The organism is Hymenobacter sp. APR13, from assembly GCF_000737515.1.
Lineage (GTDB): Bacteria > Bacteroidota > Bacteroidia > Cytophagales > Hymenobacteraceae > Hymenobacter.
In genome coordinates, this window is sequence record NZ_CP006587.1 from 3,504,010 (window position 1) to 3,529,627 (window position 25,618).

At 63.8% G+C, this 25,618-nt stretch carries 20 protein-coding genes and 1 pseudogene; 7 read left to right on the forward strand and 14 right to left on the reverse strand.

All coding sequences use genetic code 11. The features are described from left to right. Window positions 1–23: 23 nt before the first annotated feature. The 6 genes and pseudogenes from N008_RS14685 to egtB all read right to left on the reverse strand — a co-directional run bounded on the left by N008_RS14685 (window position 24) and on the right by egtB (window position 6,550). Window positions 24–362 (reverse strand): tRNA-binding protein, encoded by a 339-nt coding sequence (locus tag N008_RS14685; RefSeq protein WP_044017060.1) that lies wholly within the window; start codon window positions 360–362, stop codon window positions 24–26. A 240-nt stretch (window positions 363–602) separates the two neighbouring features. Next, window positions 603–1,175 carry a DUF922 domain-containing protein gene (locus N008_RS14690; protein WP_044017062.1) on the reverse strand — a complete coding sequence of 191 codons (573 nt, stop codon included), beginning with the start codon at window positions 1,173–1,175 and terminating at the stop codon, window positions 603–605. A 101-nt stretch (window positions 1,176–1,276) separates the two neighbouring features. Next, on the reverse strand, window positions 1,277–2,650 hold the full coding sequence (locus N008_RS14695) for an MATE family efflux transporter (protein ID WP_044017064.1): 1,374 nt from the start codon (window positions 2,648–2,650) through the stop codon (window positions 1,277–1,279). 151 nt (window positions 2,651–2,801) lie between these two features. After that, window positions 2,802–3,905, reverse strand: a complete 1,104-nt coding sequence (locus N008_RS14700; RefSeq protein WP_044017066.1) for a pyridoxal phosphate-dependent aminotransferase — start codon at window positions 3,903–3,905, stop codon at window positions 2,802–2,804. Between the two features lie 214 nt (window positions 3,906–4,119). Then, a pseudogene (locus N008_RS24285) lies at window positions 4,120–5,174 on the reverse strand (L-histidine N(alpha)-methyltransferase). Between the two features lie 68 nt (window positions 5,175–5,242). Beyond that, a complete protein-coding gene (gene egtB, locus N008_RS14710; protein ID WP_044017068.1) occupies window positions 5,243–6,550 on the reverse strand; it encodes an ergothioneine biosynthesis protein EgtB in 1,308 nt (435 codons plus the stop codon). A 265-nt stretch (window positions 6,551–6,815) separates the two neighbouring features. On the opposite strand from egtB, the gene N008_RS22715 reads away from it, so the two are divergent. From N008_RS22715 to N008_RS14720, 3 genes are all read left to right on the forward strand, one after another. Then, window positions 6,816–7,061, forward strand: coding sequence for a KGG domain-containing protein (locus N008_RS22715; RefSeq protein WP_081910820.1), 246 nt, complete (start codon window positions 6,816–6,818; stop codon window positions 7,059–7,061). 141 nt (window positions 7,062–7,202) lie between these two features. Next, the gene (gene menC, locus N008_RS14715) at window positions 7,203–8,291 is read left to right on the forward strand and encodes an o-succinylbenzoate synthase (protein WP_044017070.1); all 1,089 of its coding nucleotides are present in this window, start codon (window positions 7,203–7,205) and stop codon (window positions 8,289–8,291) included. A 93-nt stretch (window positions 8,292–8,384) separates the two neighbouring features. Beyond that, window positions 8,385–9,671, forward strand: coding sequence for an aspartyl protease family protein (locus tag N008_RS14720; protein ID WP_044017072.1), 1,287 nt, complete (start codon window positions 8,385–8,387; stop codon window positions 9,669–9,671). Between the two features lie 26 nt (window positions 9,672–9,697). Here N008_RS14720 and N008_RS14725 read toward each other — a convergent pair whose 3' ends face one another. Then, window positions 9,698–12,247 (reverse strand): reprolysin-like metallopeptidase, encoded by a 2,550-nt coding sequence (locus N008_RS14725; RefSeq protein WP_081910821.1) that lies wholly within the window; start codon window positions 12,245–12,247, stop codon window positions 9,698–9,700. 237 nt (window positions 12,248–12,484) lie between these two features. Between N008_RS14725 and N008_RS14730 the strand changes: the two genes are divergently transcribed. The 4 genes from N008_RS14730 to N008_RS14750 all read left to right on the forward strand — a co-directional run bounded on the left by N008_RS14730 (window position 12,485) and on the right by N008_RS14750 (window position 17,588). Continuing rightward, entirely contained in the window at window positions 12,485–13,648 is a 1,164-nt protein-coding gene (locus N008_RS14730) for a hypothetical protein (RefSeq protein ID WP_052381583.1), read from the forward strand. Between the two features lie 252 nt (window positions 13,649–13,900). Further along, window positions 13,901–14,887 (forward strand): alpha/beta hydrolase, encoded by a 987-nt coding sequence (locus N008_RS14735; protein WP_052381584.1) that lies wholly within the window; start codon window positions 13,901–13,903, stop codon window positions 14,885–14,887. 239 nt (window positions 14,888–15,126) lie between these two features. Continuing rightward, on the forward strand, window positions 15,127–15,672 hold the full coding sequence (locus tag N008_RS21725; protein ID WP_052381585.1) for a phasin family protein: 546 nt from the start codon (window positions 15,127–15,129) through the stop codon (window positions 15,670–15,672). 224 nt (window positions 15,673–15,896) lie between these two features. After that, entirely contained in the window at window positions 15,897–17,588 is a 1,692-nt protein-coding gene (locus N008_RS14750; RefSeq protein WP_044017074.1) for an ABC1 kinase family protein, read from the forward strand. A gap of 26 nt (window positions 17,589–17,614) precedes the next feature. Here the strand turns inward: N008_RS14750 and N008_RS14755 are convergent, their stop codons facing one another. The 7 genes from N008_RS14755 to N008_RS14785 all read right to left on the reverse strand — a co-directional run bounded on the left by N008_RS14755 (window position 17,615) and on the right by N008_RS14785 (window position 25,613). Further along, entirely contained in the window at window positions 17,615–18,184 is a 570-nt protein-coding gene (locus tag N008_RS14755) for a hypothetical protein (RefSeq protein ID WP_044017077.1), read from the reverse strand. Between the two features lie 89 nt (window positions 18,185–18,273). After that, window positions 18,274–20,649 (reverse strand): glycoside hydrolase family 3 N-terminal domain-containing protein, encoded by a 2,376-nt coding sequence (locus tag N008_RS14760; RefSeq protein ID WP_044017079.1) that lies wholly within the window; start codon window positions 20,647–20,649, stop codon window positions 18,274–18,276. A gap of 122 nt (window positions 20,650–20,771) precedes the next feature. Further along, window positions 20,772–21,242, reverse strand: a complete 471-nt coding sequence (locus N008_RS14765) for a helix-turn-helix domain-containing protein (protein WP_081910822.1) — start codon at window positions 21,240–21,242, stop codon at window positions 20,772–20,774. A 94-nt stretch (window positions 21,243–21,336) separates the two neighbouring features. Continuing rightward, the gene (locus N008_RS14770; protein WP_052381586.1) at window positions 21,337–22,206 is read right to left on the reverse strand and encodes a family 16 glycosylhydrolase; all 870 of its coding nucleotides are present in this window, start codon (window positions 22,204–22,206) and stop codon (window positions 21,337–21,339) included. Between the two features lie 49 nt (window positions 22,207–22,255). Further along, the gene (locus tag N008_RS14775; protein ID WP_052381587.1) at window positions 22,256–23,125 is read right to left on the reverse strand and encodes a family 16 glycosylhydrolase; all 870 of its coding nucleotides are present in this window, start codon (window positions 23,123–23,125) and stop codon (window positions 22,256–22,258) included. A 103-nt stretch (window positions 23,126–23,228) separates the two neighbouring features. Further along, complete coding sequence (locus tag N008_RS14780; RefSeq protein WP_197062866.1) at window positions 23,229–24,032, reverse strand: PKD domain-containing protein; 804 nt, start codon at window positions 24,030–24,032, stop codon at window positions 23,229–23,231. A 42-nt stretch (window positions 24,033–24,074) separates the two neighbouring features. Next, window positions 24,075–25,613: a RagB/SusD family nutrient uptake outer membrane protein gene (locus tag N008_RS14785; protein ID WP_044017086.1), complete on the reverse strand. Its 1,539-nt coding sequence runs from the start codon at window positions 25,611–25,613 to the stop codon at window positions 24,075–24,077. Between the last annotated feature and the right edge of the window lie 5 nt (window positions 25,614–25,618).

The window sequence follows — 25,618 nt, forward strand, 5'->3', positions numbered from 1 at the left end:
ACCCACCATTCCACCAACCCAGCTCAGATCAGGCGGCTGCCGTTCGGGACCGGGCTGGCCAGCGCCGCCAGCACAATGTGGCCCTGCTCATCGGCGGTACCCGTCACCAGCACTTCCGACATAAACTTGCCGATCTGCTTGGGCGGGAAATTGACCACGCACAATACCTGCCGCCCCACCAGGTCGGCGGGTTGGTAGTGAAAGGTAATCTGGGCGCTGGAGTGTTTCAGGCCGATTTCCGGCCCCAGGTCAATCAGCAGCTGATACGCCGGCCGCCGCGCCGCCGGGAATTCCTGCGCCTCCACAATGGTGCCGACCCGCAGATCAACCCGTTCAAAATCAGCCCAGGAAATAGTAGACATAATTTATTTGGTGATGAGGTGATGAAGTAATGAGGTGATGGAGTGATGAGGTGATTAGGAAAAAACTTCATTCCGAGCCTGCGAGGCATCTTGACTGCTGATTCTGAGGCTTTCTGATTTCTGCACTGGCGAGATTCCCCGCAGGCTCAGAATGACGTTCCTCCCTTGTCACCTGTCACCTATCACCTGTCACCTCATCACCTCATCACCTCATCTCTCCATCCCCTCATCACCCAAAACTTACCGCGACGCAAACGACTCCAGTAAGGCCAGGCGCTGTTTGACCTGGGTTTCCCAGAACAGCTGCTTTTCCTGGTTGAGGCCGTGGTTGGATTCGGCGTCGTAGCGGGCTTCTTCGCGCTGCCAGGCCGCGAAATAGTTTTTGGTGAGGGTGTTGAACGCCGGGTTGAGGTGCTGGCAGTCCAGCTTCACGGTGCTGAGCTTCTGGCGCAGCAGGCGGGCGTGCAGCTCGGTGATGTCGAAGTGCAGCTGCTCGTGGCGCAGCAGGTTGGCCGAGGCCTTGCCGGCGTCCTGCACCCACGACTCCTGCGGCAGAAACACGGCCGTGACGGTGGAGCTGAACACGAAGTCCTTGCAGGCCACCTGCACGTCGATGTTGGCCGAGGTGAGGGCCTTCAGGCGGTCGGTGCCCATGGGGCGGGCCTTGAAGTCGGCCCAGGTGAGGGGCCGGCTGGCCGACCAGCCCAGGGTTTCCTTGGCGGGTTTGGCGGCGGGAGCAGGCGTAGTCTGGGCAGGGGAAGCAGCGGGCTGAAACAGCAGCAGCAATGGGAGCAGGAGGGAGGGCAGCGCCATAGAATGCAACAGGCAGAAAAGAAGACGTGACTAGCGCAGAAAGTACACCAAATACCGGCTTCCCGTTCCCGGCAGCTTCCCGGCCCAGCCGGTAGCAGTGGCTAAGCAGCCGACACGGCGGCGGGCCGGGCCACAGCCGCGGGCACCCGGCTGAACTGCCGGAAGCGCCAGAGCAAAGCGCCGGCCACCAGCGTGAGGCCGGTCAGCAGCCCCAGCCACACGCCCAGGCTGCCCAGGTTCAGCCAGAAACATAGGAGGTAGCCCAACGGCAGCGCAATCACCCAGTACGAGAGCAGCGCCACGATGGAAGGCACTTTCACGTCCTGCAAGCCCCGCAGCGCGCCCAGCCCCACCACCTGCAGGCCGTCGGACACCTGGAAGGCGGCGGCAATCAGCAGTAGGCTCGAGGCTTGGGCTACTACGGCCGCGTCGTGGTTGTAGAAGTGCGGGATGTAGTGCCGGAACGTCACCAGCAGCAGCCCCATAGAGCTCATAAACAGGAACGTGAGCAGGTAGGCCGCAAAGCCGGCCTGCCGCGAGCCTTCCGCGTCGCCGAGGCCGCGCAGGTTGCCTACCCGGATGGTGGCCGCCGCCGCAATGCCGCTGGCGGCCATGTAGGTCACGGAAGCCACGTTGATGGCAATCTGGTGGGCGGCCAAGGAGGTAGCACCCAGCCAGCCAATCATGATGGCCGAAAAGCTGAAGGCGCCCATCTCAAACATCATCTGCACCCCAATCGGCGAGCCCAGGCCAACGAGGCGGCGCAGGGTAGCGCCATCGGGGCGGAGCCAGTGGGAGGCGGCTTCGCGGTAGGGCCGCAGACGGGCGGCGCGCAACACGTAGGTGGCCATGAACACGGCCATCAGCACCCGCGCAATCAGGGTGGCCCAGGCAGCGCCCATCATGCCCAGGCGCGGCGCCCCAAAGTGCCCGAAAATCAGCACGTAGCACAGCAGCGCGTTCAGGGCATTGGCCATCACCGACAGGTACATGGCCTGCCGTGTGAGGCCCAGGCCCTCGGCAAACTGCTTGAAGCCCTGAAACACCATCAGCGGCAGCAACGACAGGAACAGCACCCGCACCCACGGCGCGGCCAGCGCCACCACTTCGGTTGGCTGGCGCAGGTAGCCCAGCAGCGGCGCAATCAGCAGGCCCGCGGCGGCCAGCACCACCCCGGCCATGGCGCTCAGCCACACGCCCGCCACCAGCAGGCGGCCCAGCTGCGGTATGTCGCGGCGGCCATCGGCGGCGGCCACTAGCGGCGTTATGCCCATCGAAAGGCCCAAACCCAGCACCATCACCACGGTGTTGACGCTCACGCCGAGGCTCACGGCGGCCAGCGGCACCTTGCCCGTCTGGCCCACCATCACCGAATCGCAGACGTTGACCAGCACATGGCCCAGCTGGCTGAGCACCACCGGATAGGCCAGCAGCATAAGGGGTTTGAGGTGGGGGCGAAGGGCAGTAAACGGCATGGCAGAAAGCAAACGAAGAACCGCAAAGGTAGGGCCTTCCGCCCCCGTACCTCTCAATTCCGTTTCGCGACGAGCACCGCGAGTATCCGATGCCTGCCAATGCGTGGGAACTCGCTTCGCTCGTCGCAAAACAGAATTTCGCGGTACGGCGCTAGCGCAACACCTGCGCCATGCGCCGGATGGCCTCCCGCAAATCCGGCTCCGGCACGGCATACGACAGCCGCACGAAGCCCGGCGCGCCGCAGGTAGCCCCGTCCACGACGTCCACCCCCGCGGTGCACAGGCGCGCCACCAAATCCGCTGAAGCTTGCTCGGGCGGCAGGGCCGGATCTAGGAAGGCGCGCAGATCGGGGAAGGCGTAGTAGGTGCCCAGCGGCAGATGCGGCAGCGTGCCGGGAAGACGCGCCAGGAAATCGAGGAGCAAGTGGCGGTTCGGTTGCAGGTTGGCTTGCAGTTCCTGCGTGATGCCGGGCGTGGCCTCGGTGGCGGCCAGCGCGGCCAGCTGGCTGAGTGTGGCCACGGCCCCGCCGGTGGCAAACTGCCGCGCCGTGCAGGCCTGCGCTACCACCGGCGGCGCCACCAGGTAGCCGATGTTCCAGTTCAGCAGCGCCAGCGACTTGGAAAATCCGTTCACCACCAGATGCTGCCCCAGCGGGTCGGGGAAGGAAAGCAGCGTCGGTACCGGCTCCGACCCGAACCGGATGCCGTCGTAAATCTCGTCGGCCAAAACCAGCAGCTGCGGGTGCTGCTGCGTAACGGCCAGCAGCGCCGCCAATTCCGGCTGGGTGTACACGCGGCCCGTGGGGTTGTTGGGGTTGGTGAACAGCAGCAGGCGCGTGCGCAGCCCGATGGCGGCCTGCAGCGTTTCCGGCTGAATTCGGTAATCGTCGGATGGGCTCAGGGGCAACTCGCGCAGGGTGGCGCCGGCTTGCTGAATCAGGGCGCGGAAGCCGAACCAGTTGGGCGTGAGCAGCAGTACCTCGTCGCCGCGCCGCAGCACCGTGGTCAGCAGCAGAAACAGCGCGGCTTTCGTGCCGGGCGTAACGACGATGCCTTCCTCGGCCACGGTGGCGTCCTGGGCCCGGTAGCGGTGGGCCAGCGCCTGTCGCAGCTCCGGCAGGCCCTCGGTGGGGCTGGCCGGCAGCGGCAACCGGGTGAGGGCCCGCTGCACCTGATTTGCTACCGGCTCGGGCAGGGAAAAATTGCCGTAGCCGGAAGCCAGGCTGATTAGCGGCAAATCGGAGGAAGCAGGCATAGGAGAAAGGCAGGAAGGGCCGATAAGCAGTAGCGCGAACTTTGCGGTTCGCGCCCCCGCGCCGTCCGGGTGGTGAAAACGGCGCAGGGGCGCGAACCGCAAAGTTCGCGCTACTAATCGATACGCATCATGTGGCTCATGCCCTCGCGCCGTTCGGGTGATGAGAACGGCGCGGGGGCGCGAACTGCAAATTTTGCGCTACTGATTGGTGGCTTTATACTGCCAGGCGCAACACAACGTCAGCGAAATACTGCTGATCGTCGGTGAAGAACTCGGCTACGGCCAGGCCGGCATCGGCGGCGAGGCTGCTGATCTGCGGGCGGGTGAACTTGTAGGAGTTTTCGGTATGAATCGGCTCCCAGGCAGCAAAATCGAAGCTGCGGCCCAGGGCCCCGAAATGCACCTGCTGCGCCTGTGTGGGCATCAGAAACGAGCGTACAGCGCCGGAAAGCGGGTCGTAGTCGGTGTAGTGCTGCCAAGCGGCCAGGTCGAAGTCGGCGGCTAGCTCGCGGTTGAGGCGCGTGAGCAGGTTCAGGTTGAAGGCGGCCGTCACGCCCTGCGTGTCGTCGTAGGCAGCCCGGATAAAGCGCGGGTCTTTCTGCAGGTCGAAGCCAACCAGCAGCCGGTCGTTGGGGGAAAGTGGCGCGGCCAGCTCCTGCAGAAACGCCTGGCGGTCGGCGGGCAGGAAGTTGCCGATGTTGGAGCCCAGAAACAGCACCGCCTTGCGGCCGGGCGGGCCGCCATCAGGCGCAGGGCCGCGCCGTAGTCGGCCACGATTGGCTCTACGCGCAGCGCGGGCAGCTCCTGGCGCAGGCTGGCGGCCAGCCCATCCAACGCCGCCCCCGAAATATCGACGGGCACGTAGGTGAACGAGGCGCCGGTGTCGAGCAGGTGGCGCAGCAGAATCTTGGTTTTCAGGCCGTCGCCGGCGCCCAGCTCCAGCAGGAAAAAGGGCTCCTGGGCATCCTCGGGGCGCAGCGCCGCGGCCAAGGCTTCCTGGTTCTGAGTCAGAAGGGCAAACTCGGTGCGGGTGGGGTAGTACTCGGGCAGGGCCATAATCTGCTGAAACAGGCGGCTGCCCTCATCGTCGTAGAAATACATCGACGACAGCGTTTTGGGCGTGCGCGCCAGCCCCTCGGCCACGTGTTGCTTCAGGGCTTCGAGGGCCTGGTTGGGGGTGGCGGCCTGTTGGGGCACCGGGGCGGCGTCCGTTCCGATCTGCTCAGAAGCGTAGAACGAAGGCGAGGCGGCAGCAGAAAGAGAGGTCATAAGCAGAAAACGAGCGGGAAAGCAGCCAAATGGGCCGGGAGAGAGGCAAACGAAGAACGGGGCTGCCCTCAGCGGGCCAGCCGGATACCCGTAAACTGCCAGCGCTTGTCGGCGTGGAAGAAGTTGCGGTACGTGAGGCGAATATGGCTGACCGGCGTGGCGCAGGAGCCCCCGCGCAGCACCAGCTGGTTGATCATAAACTTGCCATTGTACTCGCCCAGCGCGCCGGCGGCCCGCACGTAGCCGGGGTAGGGGTGGTAGGCCGAGTAGGTCCACTCCCAGGCGTCACCGAGCAGCTGGTGGCAGCGGGTCGGGTCGGCGTCGGTGGGCAGGGGCTGCGGGTCGAGCAGGTTGCTTTCCAGGAAGGTGCCGTGGGTGGGCGTGGCCCCGAAGTAGCGGGCGGCCACTTCCCACTCGGGCTCGGTGGGCAGGCGTGCCCCGGCCCAGTGGGCGTAGGCATCGGCCTCGTAGAAGCTGACGTGCGTGACGGGCGCGGCCATATTCACGGGTTGCAGGCCGTGGTGCGTGAAACGGTGCCACTGGCCCTCGTGCAGCGTCCAGTAGAGCGGCGCTTCCCAGCCTTGGGTCTGCACCAAATCCCAGCCTTCGCCCAACCAGTAGCGGAAATCCTGGTAGCCGCCGGCTTCCATGAAAGCCAGGTACTCGCCGTTGGTTACGAGGCGGTTCTGCAGCTCGAAGTCAGGCGTCAGCACGTCGTGGGGTGCCTGCTCGTTGTCGAAGCAGAAGCCCGAGCCCTCGTAGCCGATGCGCGACACGCCGCCCGGCACCGGCAGCCACGCCACGGCCGGCGCAGCCGGAGCGGCAACCGGGGCGGCCGAAGCCGGCAGGTAGGCCGGGGCCAGCGGGCTGGTGCTCAGGATGTATTTGATGTCGGTGGCCAGCAGCTCCTGGTGCTGCTGCTCGTGCTGCAAACCCAACTCAAACAGCTCCCGGAAGGTGTCGGGCAGCGTGTCGGGCAGCGTGTCGGCCAGCTCCAGCAGGCGGGCCATCTGGGCATCGACGTGGGCGCGGTAGCTGTACACGTCGGCTAGCGCGGGGCGGGAGAGAGTGCCCCGGTCGGCGCGGTTCACGCGCGAGCCCAGCGAGTTGTAGTAGGAGTTGAACAGGAAGGCGTACTCCGGATGGTAAACGCTGTAGCCGGGCAGGTAGGCCTTGAGCAGAAACGTCTCGAAAAACCACGTAACGTGGGCCATGTGCCACTTGGGTGGGCTCACATCAATCATGGGCTGCACCACGGTGTCTTCGGGCAGCAGCGGCTGGCAGAGCAGCACGGTGCGCTGGCGAACCTGCTGGTAGCGGTGGGCCAGCGAAGCGGCGGAAACGGCCGCGGGAGCAGCCAGGAGGGTAGTAGACATAGCGGGAAGAGTAGGGCCGGGTACTTAACTGGATTTGCGCGCCGTGGGTTTTGGGCGGTCCGCACCACCCGTATAGAACAACCCCAGCCGGGGCGTCGGTATTTACCGCACAGAGCTGGGGATTAATAGCGGAGCTCCTCCGTAGTAAGTGGTATTTTATGGTCGACACAGCGAATTAAGGCACTAAAAGACCGCCATCAAGGCTCTGGTTTGCGTTGTTTCGGTTGATCAAAAAGTTCGTCAGTTTTAGCAACCATCGAAGCGTATGCAAGTCTCTGCCCTCACAAAATCTACCACCAAATCCACCTCAACTCCAGCGGCCACCGAGCCCAAGACCAAGCGTCCGCGGGGCTTCGCGTCTATGGACCCCGAGATGCAGCGCCGCATTGCCAGCGAAGGCGGCAAGGCCTCGCACCTGAGCGGCCGTGGGCACCGTTTCACCTCAGAAGAAGCCCGTGCCGCTGGCCGCAAAGGAGGCCAGGCCACCCGCCGTCCGCAGCCAGAGGCCTAAGTAGCCGGCGCACCGCTACGCTACCCGCATTATTATGTATGAAAGCCCGCTCCTGGCACTAGTCAGGAGCGGGCTTCCGCTTTTTGCCAGACCGATGCCGCTTTTGCGCGTTATTTGCGGGCCCGTTTCATTTGTCTGGTTATGCTTGAGCTGCAGTACTCGCGCCGCACGTTGCGCTTCAACTTTCCGGCCCGCACCTCGCGTGGCGCCCTCACCGAGCATACTGCCTGGTACCTGCACCTGACCGACACCACCCGGCCCGGCCTCCAGGGCCTGGGCGAAGCTGCCCCGCTAGCCGGCCTCAGCCCCGATTTCCGGCCCGACTTCGAAGCGCGCCTGCAGGCCTTATGCGTCGCTTTCAATCAGCAGCGTTTCAATGCCGACACCGACTTGGATCCGGTGATAGCGCTATTGGAGCCCGAATGGCCCGCGTTGCGTTTCGGCCTCGAAACCGCCCTGCTCGATTTGCACCACGGCGGCCGGCGCCAGCTGTTCAGCAACCCTTTCAGCCGCGGTGAGGCCGGCGTGCCCATCAACGGGCTGGTATGGATGGGCGACGCCGCCTTCATGCGCAGCCAGATCCGCAAGAAGCTCACTGAAGGCTATTCCTGCCTGAAACTCAAAATCGGTAGCCTCGACTTTGCCACCGAGCTGCAGCTGCTGGCCGAAATCAGGGCCGAAGCCGGCCCCGACGAGCTGACGCTGCGCGTGGATGCCAATGGCGCCTTCACCCCGGCCGAGGCCCCCGCCAAGCTGGAGCAACTGGCCCGCTACGCGCTGCATTCCATCGAGCAGCCCATTGCGGCCGGGCAGTGGGCGGCCATGGCCGAGGTGTGCCGCCACTCGCCGGTACCAGTGGCGCTGGATGAGGAGCTGATTGGTGTGACGGACCTTGCCCGGCAGGCCGAAATGCTGAGCGAAATCCGGCCGGCATACATCATCCTGAAGCCCACGCTGGTGGGCGGGCTGGCCGCTTCGCTGGCCTGGTGGCAACTGGCCGAGGAGCAGGGCATCAGCTGGTGGCTGACCTCGGCGCTGGAATCCAATATCGGCCTGAACGCGGTAAGCCAGCTGGCCGGCGAATATGCGCTGCCGGGCTTCCCGCAGGGGTTGGGCACGGGCCAGCTCTACCACAACAACCTAGCCGCGCCCCTGCACATCCGGGCCGGCGAGCTGACCTTCGACCCCGCCGGTACCTGGGAGCTGCCGCAGGCGGGCCTGATGGGCTAAAGCAGGCCGCTGAAGCAGAACATTGAGGCTCGGAAAAACCAGTGCAACAGACAGGTAGTTTTTTGGCTATATTTCCCGGCCTCCCCTGTTTCTATGCCCGCCCGCTGGTCCTGCTTCCTGCTGTTGCTGCTGCGTGTCGCGCCCGCCGGGGTGTGTCTGCTGCTGCTACTGGGTGCTGCCTCCGGCGCTGTGGCCCAACCCTCCGACCTGCCGTTTCGCCTGGAAAACCCGAACAAGCGGCAGGTGCGCCTGCCGTTCTACTTCCAGCGCAACCTCATTATTGTGGAGGTGAAGCTGAACGGGGCAGGGCCCTACAACTTCCTGCTCGATACCGGGGTGGCTACCTCCATCATCACCGACCCCAGCCTGACCCCGCTGCTGCGCCTGCGGCCCGGGGCCGAGGTGTACCGGGTGGCGGGTGTGGGCGAGGAGGAGCCGCTCGAAGCCCACTACGCCGACAGCATCCGCGTGACGCTGCCCGGCATTGTGGCACCGGTGCTGCCGTTTCTGGTGCTTTCCGCCGACGTGCTGAACCTGTCAGGCTACGTGGGCATGCCCATTCACGGCATTCTGGGCTACGACATCTTCCGAAGCTTTGTCATCGAAATCGAGCCCAATTCCACCCAACTGGTAGTGCGCACTCCGGCCGGCTACCAGCCTCGCCGCGGCCGCCGCTGGACGCGCGTGCCCCTAACACTGGAGCGCCGCAAGCCTTACCTGACCGTGCCCGTGGGCATGACCGATTCGCTCACGCTGCCCCTTAAGCTGGTGCTCGATACCGGCGCCGGCCACGCCCTGTCCATCGAAACCACCTCCGACCCGCGGCTGCAGGTGCCCGAGCAGCGGCTTCGCTCGCAGCTGGGGCGGGGCTTGAGCGGGGCCATCAACGGGTATCTGGGCCGCGTGCGGAGCCTGCAGCTGGGCCGCTATCAGTTGCGTACGTTGCTCACGTCTTTCCCGGAAGCCAACAGCGCCGCCCTGCGCACCGACGTGCCCCGCAACGGCAACATTGGGTTCGAACTGCTTAAGCGCTTTGATCTGGTGATAGACTATTCGCGCCGCGAAGTGTGGCTGCGGCCCAATGCCCTCTACCACGACCCATTCGAGCACGATATGTGTGGCCTGGAACTGTTGGCTACCGGCCGCGAATACCGCAACTACATTGTGATGCAGATTGAGGCCGGCTCCCCGGCGGCCCTGGCTGGCATCCAGCCCAGAGACGAGCTGCTCTCCGTAAACCTGCAGCCAGCCGCCGCCATCAGCCTCACCGAGTTGAGCCGCATCTTCCATTCCGGCAACGGCCGCATGCTGCTGCTGGTGCTCCGCCGCCCCGATGGCGAGCTGTACACCACCCAGGTACGGTTGCAACGCAAAATATAGCCCCGGCCGCCCCTAAGCACGTGGCCCTATGGTAGCAGTTCCAGTCGGCCCTGTAGCCGGACGGGCCCGGTCGCCGTCAGCTGCCACACATACAGGCCCGCCGGTACGCCGCGCAGCGGCAGGGGCGTCTCAGTACCGCCGGCCGCCAGCACCAAAGGCAGGCTTAACACGCGCCGGCCCAGCAGATCGTACAATTCCAGTTGCGCTGGGCCACCCGTGGGCAGGTAAATGCTGGCGGTAGCCGGCTGGTCGGTTGGCGCGGGGTTCGGCCAGACCTGTACGGCCGCCGCACCGGCCTGTAGCAGCACCGTCCTGACGGCGGTATAGCTTCCCTCGGGCGCGGCTGCAGTGCTCTGGTCCAGCTGATGCAGGCGCAGGTGCCAGCGGCCCGGGGCCAGGTTGCGCAGCGTGTGCTGATAGGCGTGCGGCGTGCTGCTGGTGCCTTGTCCCGCTACAAATGCACGGGTGCGGAAGCCGGTTTCGCCGGGCCCCTGCGCCTGCACCTCAAAACCGGCATTGCGGAGCTCCTGGGCCGTTGTCCAGCGCGCCTCAATTGTGCCGTTGTGCGCCGTGGCCTCAAACGAAGTGAGCGTAACTGGCAGCGGGCCCGCCAGCGTGATGTTGGCGTTGTTGATGTCGAAGAAAACCTGGCCGACTGGCTGCACGCGCAGGCGACCGGTGGAAGTGTTCAGGTTGGGCAGCACAATCTGCTGCGAGCCGTCGTTGGGCGTGGCCGCTGCCAGCAGATACGGGAACGTCAGCCCGCCATCGGCCGAAAACAGGATATTGACGGTGCCCGCGCTGATGGGGGCGGCCGTGGTGCCGGTCTGGTCCCAGGTGAGCGTGAAAGTGCTGTTGGGGGCCTGCGTGAACGGCGTATTGGCGTTGGTGATGAGAAACGGGTTGACGTCCAGCACAGTCACCAGCGCTTCGTCGGAGCTTACGCCGCTGCGGTTATCGCGCGCGGTAAGGCGGAAGCGGAGCACGCGGGCCACCTGCGGCAGGATTTCGCCCGTGGTAGTCGTGCCCGCCAGAATATCGGCCAAGCGCGGAAACGTGCGGCTGGGGCTGGCTCCCGGCGCAAACGAGCGAAACAATGGCGCCGTAGTGCTGGTAGCGGCGGCGGCCGGGGGCCCGCCGGTGGCCGTGTTGTCGGGGTTGGTTTGCTCCCAGCTGTAAGCCAGCACATCGTTGTTGACGTCGGTGCCCGAGCCGGTCAGCACAAACGGGGTGCCCCGGGGAATAGTGTAGTCGGGCCCCGCATTCACGCTCGGCGGCGTGTTGCCGGTGCTGCTGGGCTCTGGGCACGTGCTGCCGCCGCCGGTAGTTATATACGTGCGAATCTCGTCCTGGCTGATGGCGTGGAAGAAGGCATCGGAGCGGGTCTGGATATTGTCGGCGCCGCAGATGCCGGCATAGGCCATGATGGTGCTGCCCGAGCCCGGCTCAATGGCAGTGGCGTCGTTGCGGTTGCCTCCGCCGCAGCTGCTGGTTTCACTATTGAACGTATGGTTGCCGCCAAACTGGTGCCCCATTTCGTGGGCCACGTAGTCTACGTAAAAGAAGTCGCCGGTGGGGTTTGCTAGGCCCGTAACGCCACGGGCTTTCTGATTGCGGCTGTCAGGCGTACCGGTAGTGTTGCGGCACACCACGCCCAGGCCCGCAACGCCGCCCCCGCCCGTGCTGAATACGTGCCCGATATCGTAATTGTCGGCTCCGATCAGGTCACGCAACGTGTTGCGGTTCTCTATGAGCATGGCAGAACCGTTGTTGTTGGTGTATGGGTCGGTGGCGGCATCCAGAAAAATCAGAACGGTGTTGTTGACAATGAGCTGCAGCCGCACGCCTATTTCCTGCTCGTAGATGCCCGTTACGCGGTTTACGGCCGTCGTCATGGCGACCAGCGTGGCGGAGACGGTTGGGGCGGCGGGCTGACACACCCGCGCGGCATATTCGCCGGTGCAGGCCAGCGCCAGGCGGTAGGTCAGCAGCTGGCTACCGAAAGGCTCAGCCTGCGTGCGGCCGGCCGTAGTGGTGGGTTCCAGCTGGCCGGTGGTCAGGCAGCGCCAGGTTGGGTCGGGCTGCTGGTCGGCGGCCGCAAAGGCGGCATAGCGGCCCGGCTCGGCCGGTACGGGGTCCACGAACACCGGTCCCTGGCCGCCTCCGCGCACATAGGCATGGAAGCCCTGCGGCGTAAGGTCAAACCGCCCGGTCACGCCCGGGCGGGTCAGGCTGCGGCCCGCAAACGTGCGGATGGCTGGGTAGCGTGCCGCTAGTGCCGGATGCAGCACCGGCGTCTGCCACACGCTGAAGGTATCAATCCGGCCATCGGGCATCGGCAGCGGCAGTAGTACGCCCCGGCTGGCCTCGGACTCGGCAGGCGCTGCCTGCAACAGGCGCGCCAGGGCTGGCTCATCTAGCAGCAACGGCCGCGCCTGGCGCAAGGTGGCCGGGAGCAGCTGAGTGGCGCTTTCACGCCACGGTCCGGCGCTAAGCGTGCGTGCCGACCCGGTGGGCTGAGCTTGTAAGGCGCTTGTCAGCAGCAGCGCAGGCAGCAGGATGGATAATGCTTTCATATGCAGTGCGGCGTGTATATTGCAAATATACAATTTAATTATACTAATATAAAATATGTTTATATAAAGTGTAATGGATTGTGCATGACAAGTGGAATCAGCGCCAATCTGCCGGTCTGCCTGCCGTCAGGTGTCCTGGATTTGCCCTGGCGCGTAAAATGCCTACATTAGAAGCCCGCCGCCACCCGGCGCTGGCTATTCCGGTTTATCCTCTCTGCCCGCCCATTCCGCTTCCCGATGCCCACGGCTACCACGCCCGCCGCGCTGCCCCAGCCGCCTCCCGCCATCCAAGCCAACCAGCACATCTACTCCGATTATTTTGAGGAAGACTTCGTGCAAACCCTCGACAACAACATTCTGCAGCTGCTGGATGCTGTATGGTTTCGCTCGGAACTGGTAGGATTCGAAGATTTTCCGGAGCGCAACGACCCGGATGTGCCCCTGATCTTTGCCTCCAACCACTCGGGCATGGCTTTCCCCTGGGATGCCATTGTGGCCTTGGCGCACATGTGGCGTACCCTGCCGGGCCAGCGCGGGCTGCCCCGGCCGCTGTCGGCGCCGCTGCTCTCGCAGTCCACGCTCATGAACCCGTTTCAGGTGAAGGACTTCTGGAAGAAGTGCGGCTGCGTGGATGCCACCACGCTCAACTTCGAGACGATGATGTACTACCAGGACCACAACCTGATGCTGTACCCGGAGGGCGTGCCGGGCATCGGGAAGGGGTTCAACAAAAAGTACGAGTTGCAGCGCCTGGCTTCCAGCATGGTGCGCCACAGCATCACGCACCGCACCGATGTGGTACCGTTCTACACCATCAACGGCGAATACCTCAACCCCTACGCCTACAGCTGGCCCTGGCTCAACAACCTGAGCAAGAAAATCGGGATTCCGTTTATTCCGCTGGGCCCCATTGTGCTGCTGGTGCTGCTGCAGCCGTGGTCGTTCTACATGGCCTATCCGGCCAAGCTCACGTTTGTGCTGGGCTCGCGCATCCGGCCCTATGAGATGCTCGACAAGGACCCCGCCGACATGACGCGCGAAGACTACACGGCCCTCTCGGAAAAGGTGCGGCTGCTCATGCAAACCGAGCTGGACGCCGCCGTGGCCAAACACGGGCAGCAGCCCTACCGCTGGCGCGAGTTGTGGCAGCGTATGAAGGCCAACTGGCGCTACTTCCCGTTTTTCCTGCCCGTAGCCTGGCCGGCGCTGTTTCAGGAGTTCGAGCGGCTGTACGTACGCGAAGGCCGCCGCGGCTTCAAGATGCAACTCGACAAGCCGGGCGCCTGGCTCCGGATGGTGTGGCGCAATCCGTTCACTTTGTCCTTTTTTATCCCGATTCTGGGCTGGATTCCGATTGCCATCCGCGGCTACCGTGGCCACCGCATCGGCGAAAAGCCATAACATCGCCGCTGTACGTAGCCGCCTCACAACGCCCGGTTGCCCGATGCGGGAAGCCTGGTTCCACGGCATCAGCGGCATCGGCCACAAGAGTGGCCGTTTCGGGGGCTGCCGGCGGTTGCGTTTTTCGGGTAGAGTTTAAGTAAATCAGTATCTTATCGTTGCCGCAGTGCGTATCTGGCATTGTGGTGGTGGAAGGCCTCGGCATCCCATCGTCCTGCTCCGATTTCCGCCCAATTCCTACGTGCTTTCCTGATGCCTTCTCCTCAGCACCTGCTGCTCAAGCAGTTTCTGGCGGCTGCCACTGGCCCGCTCGCCCGGCAGCGCCCCCGCCTCACCACCATGCGGCTGGCCGTAGAAGCGGCCTCCCTGTTTCAGTTTGTGCCCTGGAATGTGTTTCTGGAAGAAACCGATGTGGAAGGAATGGCGGCCGAATGGTTGCGGCCGGCCGGTGCGCCCGCCGAGCGGGTGCTGCTGTATCTGCACGGCGGTGGCTACGTGCTGGGTTCCCTGAACACGCACCGCTCCCTGGTGGGCGCGCTGGCCCGCAGCTGCCAGCTTAACACACTGGCCATCAACTACCGAAAAGCCCCCGAGTACCCGTTCCCGGCCGCTCTTGAAGATGCCCGGCTGGCTTATGACTGGCTGTTGGCCGAAGGGTACGCCCCGCACAACATCATGGTAGCCGGTGACTCGGCCGGAGGTGGGCTGGCCCTGGCGCTGCTGCTGCACCTGCGCGACGCCGGCCAGCGGCTGCCCGCCGCCGCCATTGGCCTCTCGCCCTGGACCGACTTGGTGCTGCCCACCGCCACGCTCCGGCAGGTGTGCCGCGAAGAAAGCCAGCTGCTTGAGGCCCTCGAAATCCGGGGCTGGGGCGGCATGTACGCCCACGAGACGCCGTTGGCTCACCCGCTGCTCTCGCCGGTGCGCGCCCAGCTGCACGATCTGCCGCCGCTCCTAATTCAGATTTCCGACGCTGAAGTGCTGCACGACGATGTAGTGCATTTCACGCAGAAGGCCCGGGCCGCGGGCGTACCGGTCACGCTGCAGGTGTTTGGCGGGCTGGTGCACTGGTGGCACCTGTTCTGGCGCTTCGTGCCGGAGGCGCGGCAGGCGCTAGCGCAGGTCGGAGACTTTGTGCGAGGCGTATGGGCGGCCCAGGAGGCAGCTAGGGCCGCTGCCGGCCGGGCCCGCCAGCAGGCCCGGCCGGCAGCGTCATACCGCCCACGGCCGCAGATATAGTTGCCGGATGGCTGGTCAGGATCTACCAATACTGCGCATTTTTGATACCTCAGAATCGTTTTTTAGTAGAGTCCGATGTCCATTGGTATAAATTTTCAAACCTCATATCCAACTATATAGCGGCGTTTTCGTAGGTTTGCGTCAAGTAGTCGGCTTGCATACTACTTTTTCCGGCCGGCATTATTGCCGTACCGGATTTCACTTTCTCTCACCTTCATTTTCCAATCCCCCACAGTCTCATGGAAGATCTATTTAAGAAGTTCGTTAACGCCGGCGTAGGCTTTGTTTCGCTCACTACCGATCGGGTGCAGAAAACCATCGACACGCTGGTGAAAGAGAGCAAGCTGTCGGAGAAGGAGGGAGCCAAGATTATGGACGAGCTGAAGAAAAACGGCGAAACCAAGCGCAAGGAGTTGGAAAAGCAGGTGCAGGGTCTGGCTGCCAAAATGATGAAGACGGTAGGTGTAGCGCCCAACGCGGAAGTAGAAGAGCTGAAGCGCACTGTGAAAGGCAGCTCCAAGTCGGCTTCCACGTCGGCGTCGGCAGGCAGCGCGAAAAGCAGCGCTAAGCCCGCCGCCAAGGCTCCGGCCAGCAAAACGGCTTCGGCTGCTAAAGGGGCAGTAGCCAGCGCCACCAGCAAAGCCGCTTCCACGGTGAAGAAGGCAGCTGACAAAACCAGCGCCGCCGCCAACAAAACGCAGAAATCGGCCGCCGGCTCGGCTGGTGCCGCCAAGAAAGAAGAAAACAAAGCAGCCGGTGCGGCTTCGTCGCAGGCTAACTCCTAATACAAAGCGGCTTCGTGCCGTTTAAAAACCCCGTCCGTGCTTTACGGGCGGGGTTTTTTGATCACAGATTTTGCTGATTTCAGGGGATTTCGCGGATTGTGGCTGGTTGGAATAGCTTTGCGGCTGGCGTCCACTGATTTCGCTGCCGCGTGGCTGTTTAGCTGCTGCCTGAACGAGCACTGCCCAATCTGCGAAATCCGTAAAATCTGCAAAATCTGCGATTCATGTTCAAGCAAACGATATCCAACCTGACCCGCATCCGGCAAGTGGCGGAGGTGCTGATCCGCTACGGCTTCGAGGACGTGGTGACGAGCACGCCGCTGCGGCGCCTGGTAACACGGAGCCGGCGCCTCTCGTGGCAGGAAGGCGAGCAGGCCGTGTTTGAAACCACGCGCTGGCAGCGGATCCGGATGATTATCGAGGAGCTGGGGCCCACGTTCATCAAGCTGGCGCAGGCCATGAGCAACCGCGCTGACCTGTTGCCGCAGCCACTGATTGACGAGTTCGAGAAGCTGCAGAGCAACGTGCCGCCCTTCGACGTGCAGGTAGCCAAGGCCATCATCGAGCGGGAAATGGGGCAGCCGCTGGAGGAGGTGTTTGCCGAGTTCGACGACGTGCCGCTGGGCTCGGCCAGTATCGGGCAGGTGCACCGGGCGCGGCTGCTCACGGGCGAAGAAGTGGTGGTGAAAGTGCAGCGCCCCGGCGTGCCGGAAAAGGTACGTTCTGATCTGGCTTTGCTCAACGAGTTGGTGCGCCTCACGGCCGGTTTCCTGCGCAAGCAGGGCCTGAGCAACCCCCAGGACGTAGTAGATGCCTTCGAGCGGAGCATGACCAAGGAGCTGGACTACACCTCCGAGGCCCGCAGCATGGAGCAATTCCGCTCGCTCTATGAGAACTACGAAACCTTCTACATTCCGAAGCCCTACCGCGAGCTGAGCACGGCTAGGATTCTGGTGATTGAGTTTGTGAGCGGCTGCAAAATCACGGACAAGCCGCAGCTGCTGGAGTGGGGCCTGAGCCCGGAAAAAGTGGCCGAAACCGGCATGGATATCTACCTGACGCAGATATTCGAGTTCGGCATCTTCCACGCCGACCCGCACCCCGGCAACGTGCTGGTGCGCCCCGATGGCACGCTGGTGCTCATCGACTTCGGGATGGTGGGCAAGCTCAGCAAGCAGCAGAAATACGCCTTTGCGGGCGTGTTCATTGGCATGGCGCGGCAGGACCCGCGCGGCATGGCCCTGAGCTTCCGGCGCCTGGCCCTCACGTCGGACATTCCGGATATGCGGGCGTTTGAGGCGTCGCTGGGCGAGCTGATTGAGGATTTCGCTTCGCTCGACGTCAAGGACATGAGCATGTCGGACCTAGCCGACGCGCTGCAGAACGTCATCTACAACTACAAGCTGCAAGTACCGGGCGCGGTGTTCCTGATTCTGCGGGCCCTCGTGATTTTGGAAGGCATTGGCAAGGTGCTGCACCCGCGCTTCAATACGTTCGAGTTTGTGCGGCCCTACGGCGCGCGCATCGTGGCCGAGCAGTATTCGGCCGAAAACATCCTCAGCGAAGCCGAATACACCGGCACCCAGCTGCTGGCCTTGATTCAGACGCTGCCGGCCGATATCCGGCAGATTGTGCGCAAAATCTCTCGCGGCGACCTGCGCGTGCGCATCGAGCTGAGCGGCTACCAGCTGCTGCTGCACAAAGCCGACCAGCTGGTGAGCCGCGGCATTCTGGCGGCCGTGTCGGTGGCGCTGATTCTGTTTGCGGGCCTGAGCTTGCTAGGCCGTTACCCGGCCGGCCAGATGCCCTACTACCGCGGCCTGCCCGTGGTGACGTGGTACAGCCTCGGGCTATCGGCGTTTCTGCTGCTGATTCTGTTTATTCTGGGCACCAAGAAGGAGCGGCGGCCGGAGTAGCGGACGTGCTGCAAGGCCGACTCCAGTCAAGTTTCTATTGGAGGCGCGGGCTCGAAATGCGGCGGATTGTAGGCTCGATTGTCAGCCGGATCGGCTTCTTGCACTACTGCCAGCTCGCCGTACCGGTCGCACTCCAGCACGGGCAGGCCCAGCGCCCGGCCCAGCTGGCAGCCCAGCTGCACCGCCTGCTGCTGATTGCGAAGCTGCCCCACCACTAGTCCTTGCGCCGACTCCGGCACCGACAGCAGCAGGATGTAGCGCCGGTCTTTGCTGGACTCGTCGCCGTCGCTGTAGCCGCTGTCGGTCACCGCGAAATCGGAGAAGTAGCGGATTACTACGCGCTGCACGTCGGGCAGGCGGAGCCAGTCGGAACCCATGTGCAGCCCGAACAGGTTGCCGCCGTGCCGGTACTGGCGGGTGCGGGTGTTGAGCTGCCATTGGGTGGAGTAGCCGACCAGGAAAATGGCGAACAGGGCCAGGGCAACGGCCATCACCCACAGGCCGCCATAGGCGAAAACCGCCGCCATCAGCAGCGCCCCGAAGCAGTGCTTTCGGCCCCGGCGTTCCAGTACTATCGTAATCAGAGGAATAGGCATAGCAGCAACATAAATCGGCCCGGCTGCACAGGCAGCCGGGCCGATAAAGATATAGCTGCCGCTGCCAATTGCAGCGGCGGGGTTTTACGCTATTCGGTTACCATAAACTTGGTGGTCTGGTCGGCGATGCGCAGCTCAAACTCACCGGCTTCCAGCACCGGCTTGCCGTCGGGGCCGGCGTAGCTCAGCTCCGAAACGGGCAGCGTGAACGTGACGGTGCGGGTTTCGCCGGGCTTGAGGTTCACTTTCTCGAAGCGGCGCAAGCGGCGCATATCGGGCGCTACCAGGCTGGCATAGAGGTCGGAGGAGTAGAGGTGCACCGCTTCCTGGCCGGCGCGGGCGCCGCTGTTGGTCACCTGCACCGATACCGTGAGCTGGCCGGTTTTGGGCAGCGAGGCCTTGTCGACGGTGAGGTTGGCGTAGCGGAAGGTGGTGTAGCTCAGGCCGTCGCCGAACTTGTACTGCGGGTTGTAGTCGGCTTCGTAGTTGTAAGCACCTTCGGCCTTGCTTTGCTCCTCGGCGTACTTGTGGATGTAGGAAATGAGGGCGTTGGGGTAGCGCGGGTAGGTGTAGGGCAGCTTGCCGGAGGGGTTCACGTCGCCGAACAGGATGTCGGCCAGGGCGTCGCCGCCGAAGTTGCCAGGCAGGTAGGTCTGCACCACGGCCTTCATACCGGGCTCGATGCGGCTGATGACGCGCGGGCGGCCTTCGTTGAGCACCAGCACCACGGGCTTGCCAGTGGCCAGCAGGCGCTGGGCCAGCTGGGTCTGCAGGTCGGAGAGGTAGAGGTCGTTCAGGTCGCCGGGCTTTTCCACGTAGGAGTTTTCGCCGAGGCAGAGCAGCACCACGTCCACGTTGCGGGCGGCGGCTACGGCTTCGTCCAGCTTGTCGGCGTACTCCTCGTAGTACTTGCCGTCCATCTTGTAGCTCACGCCGGGCACGTGCTGCACGTTCTGAGCGCCGATTTCCTTCTGTACCGCCTCCAGAATGGTGTTGTACTGCTGGGCAAATTCCTCGGTTTTCTCGCCCTGCCAGGAGTAGGTCCAGGCGCCGTTCAGGGTGCGCATGGAGTTGGCGTTGGGGCCGGCCAGCAGCACCTTGCTGGTTTTCTTCAGGGGCAGAATGTTGTCGGTGTTCTTGAGCAGCGTAATGGCTTCGGCGGCCATCTGGTAGCTGGCCTGCTCGTGCTCCTTGCTGCCGAACAGCGGGTAGTCCTGGCGGTTGGTGTTGGGCTGCTGAAACAGGTTGAGGGCGTATTTCACGCGCAGCACCCGGCGCACGGCATCATCAATGCGCTCCTGCTTCACCTGGCCTTCCTTCACCAGCGCCACCAGGTTGTCGCAGAACTGCTCGTACTGGTAGGGCACCATCGACATATCGATGCCGGCGTTGATGGCCAGCCGGATGGCGTCCTTCTGGTCTTTGGCGAAATGGTCGCGGGTGTAGAGGTTCTCGATGTCCTGCCAGTCGGTCACGGCCAGGCCCTTGAAGCCCATGTCCTGCTTCAGCAGCTTGGTGAGCAGGGCGTAGTTGGCGTGCATGGGCACCCCGTTGATAAGGCCCGAGTTGATCATGATGGTGTGGGCGCCGGCGGCCACGGCGGCCCGGAACGGCGGCACGTGGTACTCATACAGCGCCTCGTCGGAGATGTAGGCGTTGGTGCGGTCCTTGCCCGACTGCGGCACCTGGTAGCCCAGAAAGTGCTTGATGCTGGAGGCGACTTTGGTCGGGTCGCCGAGGTTGTTGGGTTCGCCTTCGTAGCCGCGCACCATCTGCACGCCCAGCTCGGAAATCAGGTAGGGGTCTTCGCCGAAGGTTTCCCACTGCCGCGGCGAGCGGGCATCGGAGCCCAGATCCAGCACCGGCGAGAAGGCCCACGGGATGTTGCTGGCGCGGGTTTCGTAGGCCGATATTTCGGCACCGCGGCGCACCAGGGCGCGGTTGCGGCTGGCGGCCTGCGCTATTTCCTGCGGAAACATGGTGGCCCCGGCCGTGTAGGTTTCGCCGTGCACGGCATCAATACCGTAGATAATCGGGATTTTGAGGCGGGTTTTCTGGGTGGCCACGTCCTGCATCTGCTTCACGGTGGTGTACCAGAGCTCGGGCGTGCGGGCGCGGTTGTTGGCCGAGTTCAGCACCGAGCCGATTTTGTAGTCCACGAGCACCTTCTGCAGGTCGGCCGGGTCGAGGGCCAGCGGCTCGTCGGAGCTGTAGCGGTTCTTGCCCTGGGTCACGGCGTCGATGGTCACCTGGGTCATCTGGCCCACTTTCTCTTCCAGCGTCATCTGGGCCAGCAGGACATCTACCTGCCGGGCAATGGCATCTTCGGTGAGTGGGGCTGCCGCCGGCCGGGTGGTTTTGGTGGTGCGGGCCGGTTGGCGGGGCCGGGCCTTCTGGGCGTGGGTGGCAGCCGGCGCGGCCAGACTGGCAAACAGCGCAAAGACAACAAAGCGGGAGAAAGACATCAGGGGAGTAGTAAGAATTGGGTAGTGAGTGGTGAGATGCTGACAGTTGATTGAAAAGTGGTTGCACCGGGGTTCTCAATTCCCTGGAACCAACATCTCCCTAGTTGAAAAATCCGCTCAGCTCAGGCGGCCCGCAAGCCGGCTGGAGCAGCCGGCAACAACTGTTGCAGCCGCTGCAGAGCTTTGCCCACCGTCACGGGGCAAATGGATTTGGTGTGGCCTTGGGCCACGAGGTAGGTGGCTAGCTGCCGTAGCGTCCAGCGGCGGGGCGCGTCGGCACTGCGGCGCGAAAGTAGCGCCAGCAGCGCGGCTTCCACAGCAGGCGTAAGCTTGGTGGGCGCGCCGCCCCGGGGTTGGGTGTTGAGGTAAGCCGTGAGGCCCTGGCGTTGGTAGGCCCGCCGCAGAGCATACACCCGGCCTTCCGTCATGGCTAGGTGCTCGGCCGACTCGGCAGCGGACAGGCCGGCGTGCCAGTCGAGCAAGGTGTGGGCGCGGTTGGTCTGGCGGCGCAGCAGCCCGGGCAGCAGCAGGTAGTGCTGCAGCTCCTGCTGCTCGGCAGCCGACAACCGGAAAAACTGTCTTTGGCGGCCCATAGCGTGTGGTAAATGGAGGGCAAAGCGTGGCAACAGACCCTCCGAAAAGGGCCGCTACGCTACAGTGAAACAAGGCAGAGTGAGGCGCTGTCGGTTAGCGCTGGCGCATTTTGTAGAAGCGCACGTAGTCCACGAGCATCCGTTGTGGGAAGGCTGTCTGGTCGATGCCTTTCAGGCCACCCCACTCGCCGCCCACAGCTACGTTCAGCAGAAGATGAAACGGATGGTTCCAGGGCCAGGCTTCCCAGCCGGAGTGCTCGTTGCGGCTGGTGAAATAAGGCTTGTTATCGACGAACACCGTGATGGTTTCGGGCGTCCATTCCATGGCGTAGTCGTGGAAGGCCGTGGTGGCCGTGGGCACGCGCACGGAGTCGGTTTTCTGGTTGTTGAGGCGGAAGTAGTACTTCTTGCTGTGCGTGGACGCCTGCACCACTTCGGGCCGGTAACCCACATACTCCATGATGTCGATTTCGCCGTTGGCGGGCCAGCTTTTGTCGCCGTACTTCCAATCGTCGGGCAGCATCCAGATGGCGGGCCAGGTGCCGCGGGCAGCGGGCAGCTGGGCCCGCACTTCTACGCGGCCATACGTGAGGCTGCCGCCCCCTTTGGCGCGCGACACCAGCCGGGCCGAGGTATAGGCGTTCTTATCGTTGAGGGCTTCCTTGCGAGCCTCGATGATGAGGTGGCCATTTTCGACGCGGGCGTTTTCGCGGCGGGCCTTGGTGTAGAACTGTTCTTCCTGGTTGCCCCAGCCGGTGCCACCCACGTCGTAGGTCCACTTCAGCGAGTCGGGCAAGCCAGGTTTGTCAAATTCGTCGCTCCAGATCAGCTCCTTGAAGCTGTAGCTGGGCGACTTAGCAGGCTTGGCAGGCTTAGTCTGGGCACTGGCAGCACCGCCAAGCAGCAGCAGGCCAGCCGTAGCAGCCGCGGCGGCCAGGCTGTGGAAAGGCATTCGTAAGTTCATAGCCATAGAAAAGACCGTGAGTGCCGGCGCATCCGCGGGCTGCTGGGCATTACTGGTACTGGTAGTGCCGCACGTAGTCGACCTCCATCTGCTGCGGGAAAGTGGTGCTGGCATCCGGATTGCCGTCGAAGTCGCCGCCCACCGCAATGTTCAAAATCATGAAGAACGGATTGTTGAACGGGTAGGGGGCAGAGCCGACGTCGCTTTTGCTGAAGGTCAGGTACTGCTGGCCATCCAGGAACATCCGGATCTGGTCCTGGCCGCGCACCACCGAGTACACGTGGAAGTCGTCCGACAGGTCTGTAGCCTGCACTTTGGTGGTCGTACGGAACTCGCGGGTGCCGGCGCTGTTGGCGAAGTGCATTGTGGAAATGAGCTCCTTAGGCTTGCTGCCGCGCAGCTCCATGATGTCAATTTCGCCGCACTTGGGCCAGTTGTTCTGGTCGATGTCGGCGCCCAGCATCCAGATGGCCGGCCAGATGCCTTTGCCTTTCGGAATCTTGGCCCGCACGTCAATCCGGCCAAACACAAAGGTCTGCTTGCCCTTGGTGAGCAGGCGGGCCGAGGTGTAAGCCGGGCTGTTGGATGCCGGCCGGATGGCCTTGATTACGAGGGTGCCGCTCGCAGTGGTCGTTACGTTTTCCGGGGCGTTGGTGTAGGTCTGCAGCTCGTTGTTGCCCCAGCCGCCGGCACCCAGGTCGAAGCCCCACTTGGTCAGGTCAAGCGAGCCGGTGTCGAACTCGTCGCTCCAGACGAGCTTGGTGTAGGCAGCATAGTCGCGCGATTCGGAGTTGACGGCAGGAGGCGCGGCGGGTGGCAGCACGGGCTTGGGCTGATCGGAGGTGCAGGCTGCCAGCGTGCTCAGCGCCAGGCTAAGCCCCAGGCCGGCCCGCGCCCACGAAGAAGCGGAGAAAGACATAGCGGAAAGGTAAATGGGTGGTGGGGGAGGAGGAATGCGTACGAAAGCCGTCAGCCGCCGACCCCGCATTGATTGGCGGGGCCGGCGGTTGGCGGCGGTGTGCTTACGGCTTAACGCGCAGTTTCATTGTGAATACGACGCCTGCCGTGGGGCGGCCGGCGCGCAGCACCATGCGCTGGTTGTCGATGGACAGCACGCGGTACACCAGGTCGGGCGCATCGGTGATGCCAATGAATGCGCCGGTGCGGGCCAGCACGAACTGCGCCAGGCCGGGGCCCGTGGGCGCCCCAAAGGTGAAGGCCGAGGTGCCGGAGCGCGGCGCCTGGCACCCGCCGCCGCCAGCCACAAAGGTCTGGGCCTTGGCGTCGTAGGTGTACACGTTGGCCGTGCTGAACGTGAATTCATCGTCGGCCTGGCAGGCAGGCAGTGAGCCAGCCGGGCTGCCGGAGAAGTATCCGCCGGGGTCAGCGTCGTTGGGGCCCACGATGATGGGCGCGTTCTGGGTGTCGTCGAGCACCCAGGTGCGCGACGAGCCGCCCGTAAGCACCGTCTTCACCAGCTCGAACACCGGTGGCAGCACAATTTCCTTCTGGGCCGATACGCTGGTGCCGCCCCGGTAGGCCGTAACCAAGCGGGGTTTTACCGGGCCGCTGGCCGAGTAAGTGTGCGTAATCTGCGGGCCCGAGCCCACGGTGCCGTCACCGAACTCCCACTGGTAGAGGAAGGCGTCGGTGTTGGTGGCCGTGAAGGTGACTTCGGTGGTGAAGCCTACGGTACGCGTCGTGAAGGTGAAATCAGAAGCCGGTACCGCGCCGTCGAGGCTGCCGGTGTCGTCTTTCTTGCAGGCGCCCAGCAGCAGGGAGCCGCTCAGCAGTAGCAGGGCTGCTTTATGAAAGTGGGTTTTCATGAACATCAGGCTGAAAATCGTGGAAGGGGGAAAGCAGGCGGCTTAGTAGCCAGGGTTCTGCACCAGCGCCGGGTTGGCGTCCATCTCGCTCTGCGGAATGGGCAGCACCAGGTTTTTGTCGGTGGGCACGCCGCGCTGAATGTTGAGCGTGCGCAGGAAGGCCGACTGCTGGGTCATGCGTGGCACCAGGCCGTTGGGGGTACCGGCGTAGCGCTTCAGGTCAAACCAGCGGTCAAACTCGAAGGCCAGCTCGTACTTCCGCTCCCGCAGCACGGCGTCAGTGAAGTTAGACGTGGCGGCCGTCAGGTCGCGGGCGGTGGAAGGCGTGTTGATGGGCAGGCCGAAGGCGCGGCGGCGCACCTTGTTGATGGCTTCTAGTCCTTCGGGCGTAGGGCCTACGGCCTCGGCCAGAATCAGGTACACATCGGCCAGGCGCAGCACCGGAATGTTGAGGCCCGAGTCCCAGATGTTGGTGTTCACCTTACCAATGAACCACTTCTTGCAGTTGAAGCCGAAGGGCGAGCCGGGGGCCTGCGGCAGCTGCGCAGGTGTAGCGCTGCCGGCCGGATACGGGTCGCCGGGCACCCAGATGGTCACGGCTTTGCGCGTGTCGCCGGTTTCGTAGCCGCTCACGAAGTCGGGCTCCGGAATGTTGAAGCCGTAGCCGCCACCGGCCGGCGTGGTGCCGGAGCCGCGGGGGGCGAAGAATTCGTTGCCGCTGAAGCCCACGTTGTTGCGCTCGTAGCCGTTGCGGCCGCTCACGTACTGCACCTCAAACAGCGACTCCCGGCCGTTCTCGTTTTCAATCTTGAAGTTGTCGCCGTAGTTAGGCCACAGGCTTTTGCCGGAGTTGTTGATAACCTGGCGGGCCCACTGGGCGGCTTCGGTTTTCTTGCCATCGGTCAGGTACACCTTGGCCAGCAGACCGGCGGCGGCCCACTTGGTGGCCCGGCCCAGGTCGGCGCCGCTGTAGGAGGGCGGCAGGTTGTTGAAGGCATCGGTCAGGTCCTGCTCAATCTGGCGGTACACGTCGGCAGCCGGCGTGCGCGGGATGTACACCTGCGCCGGCCCGGAAGGCGGGGTCGTGAACAGCGGCACGTCGCCGAAGGCCCGAACCAGGTCGAAGTAATATTTGGCCCGCAGGAACTGCGCCTCACCCAGGCAGCGCTGCTTGATGGCAGGGTCCATGCCCTGAATGTCCGGCACCTTTTGCAGCACTAGGTTGGCGCGCTGCAGCCCGATGAAGCAGCCACCCCAGAGGCGGTTGGCCACGGTATTGGTGGTCGGGATGTTGTAGTCGTCGAGCTGGGTATACTCGATACCGTCGCTGCCGCCGCCACCGCCGGTGGTAGAAATGTCGGCCATGATGTCCATGGCCCACAGCGCCAGGTTGTACTGGCCTTCCTTGGTCAGCTCGCTGTAGGAGGCCGTTACGGCCTGGATGGCGTCGTCCTGGGTGCGGTAAAAGTTGGCGTCCGTAATCTGGTCGGAAGGGGTTTCTTCCAGGAATTTCTCACCGCAGCCGGTGAGCAAGCCCAGCGACAGCAGGAAAGCGCCGCAAGCGTATTTGGAAATAGTCATTGCAG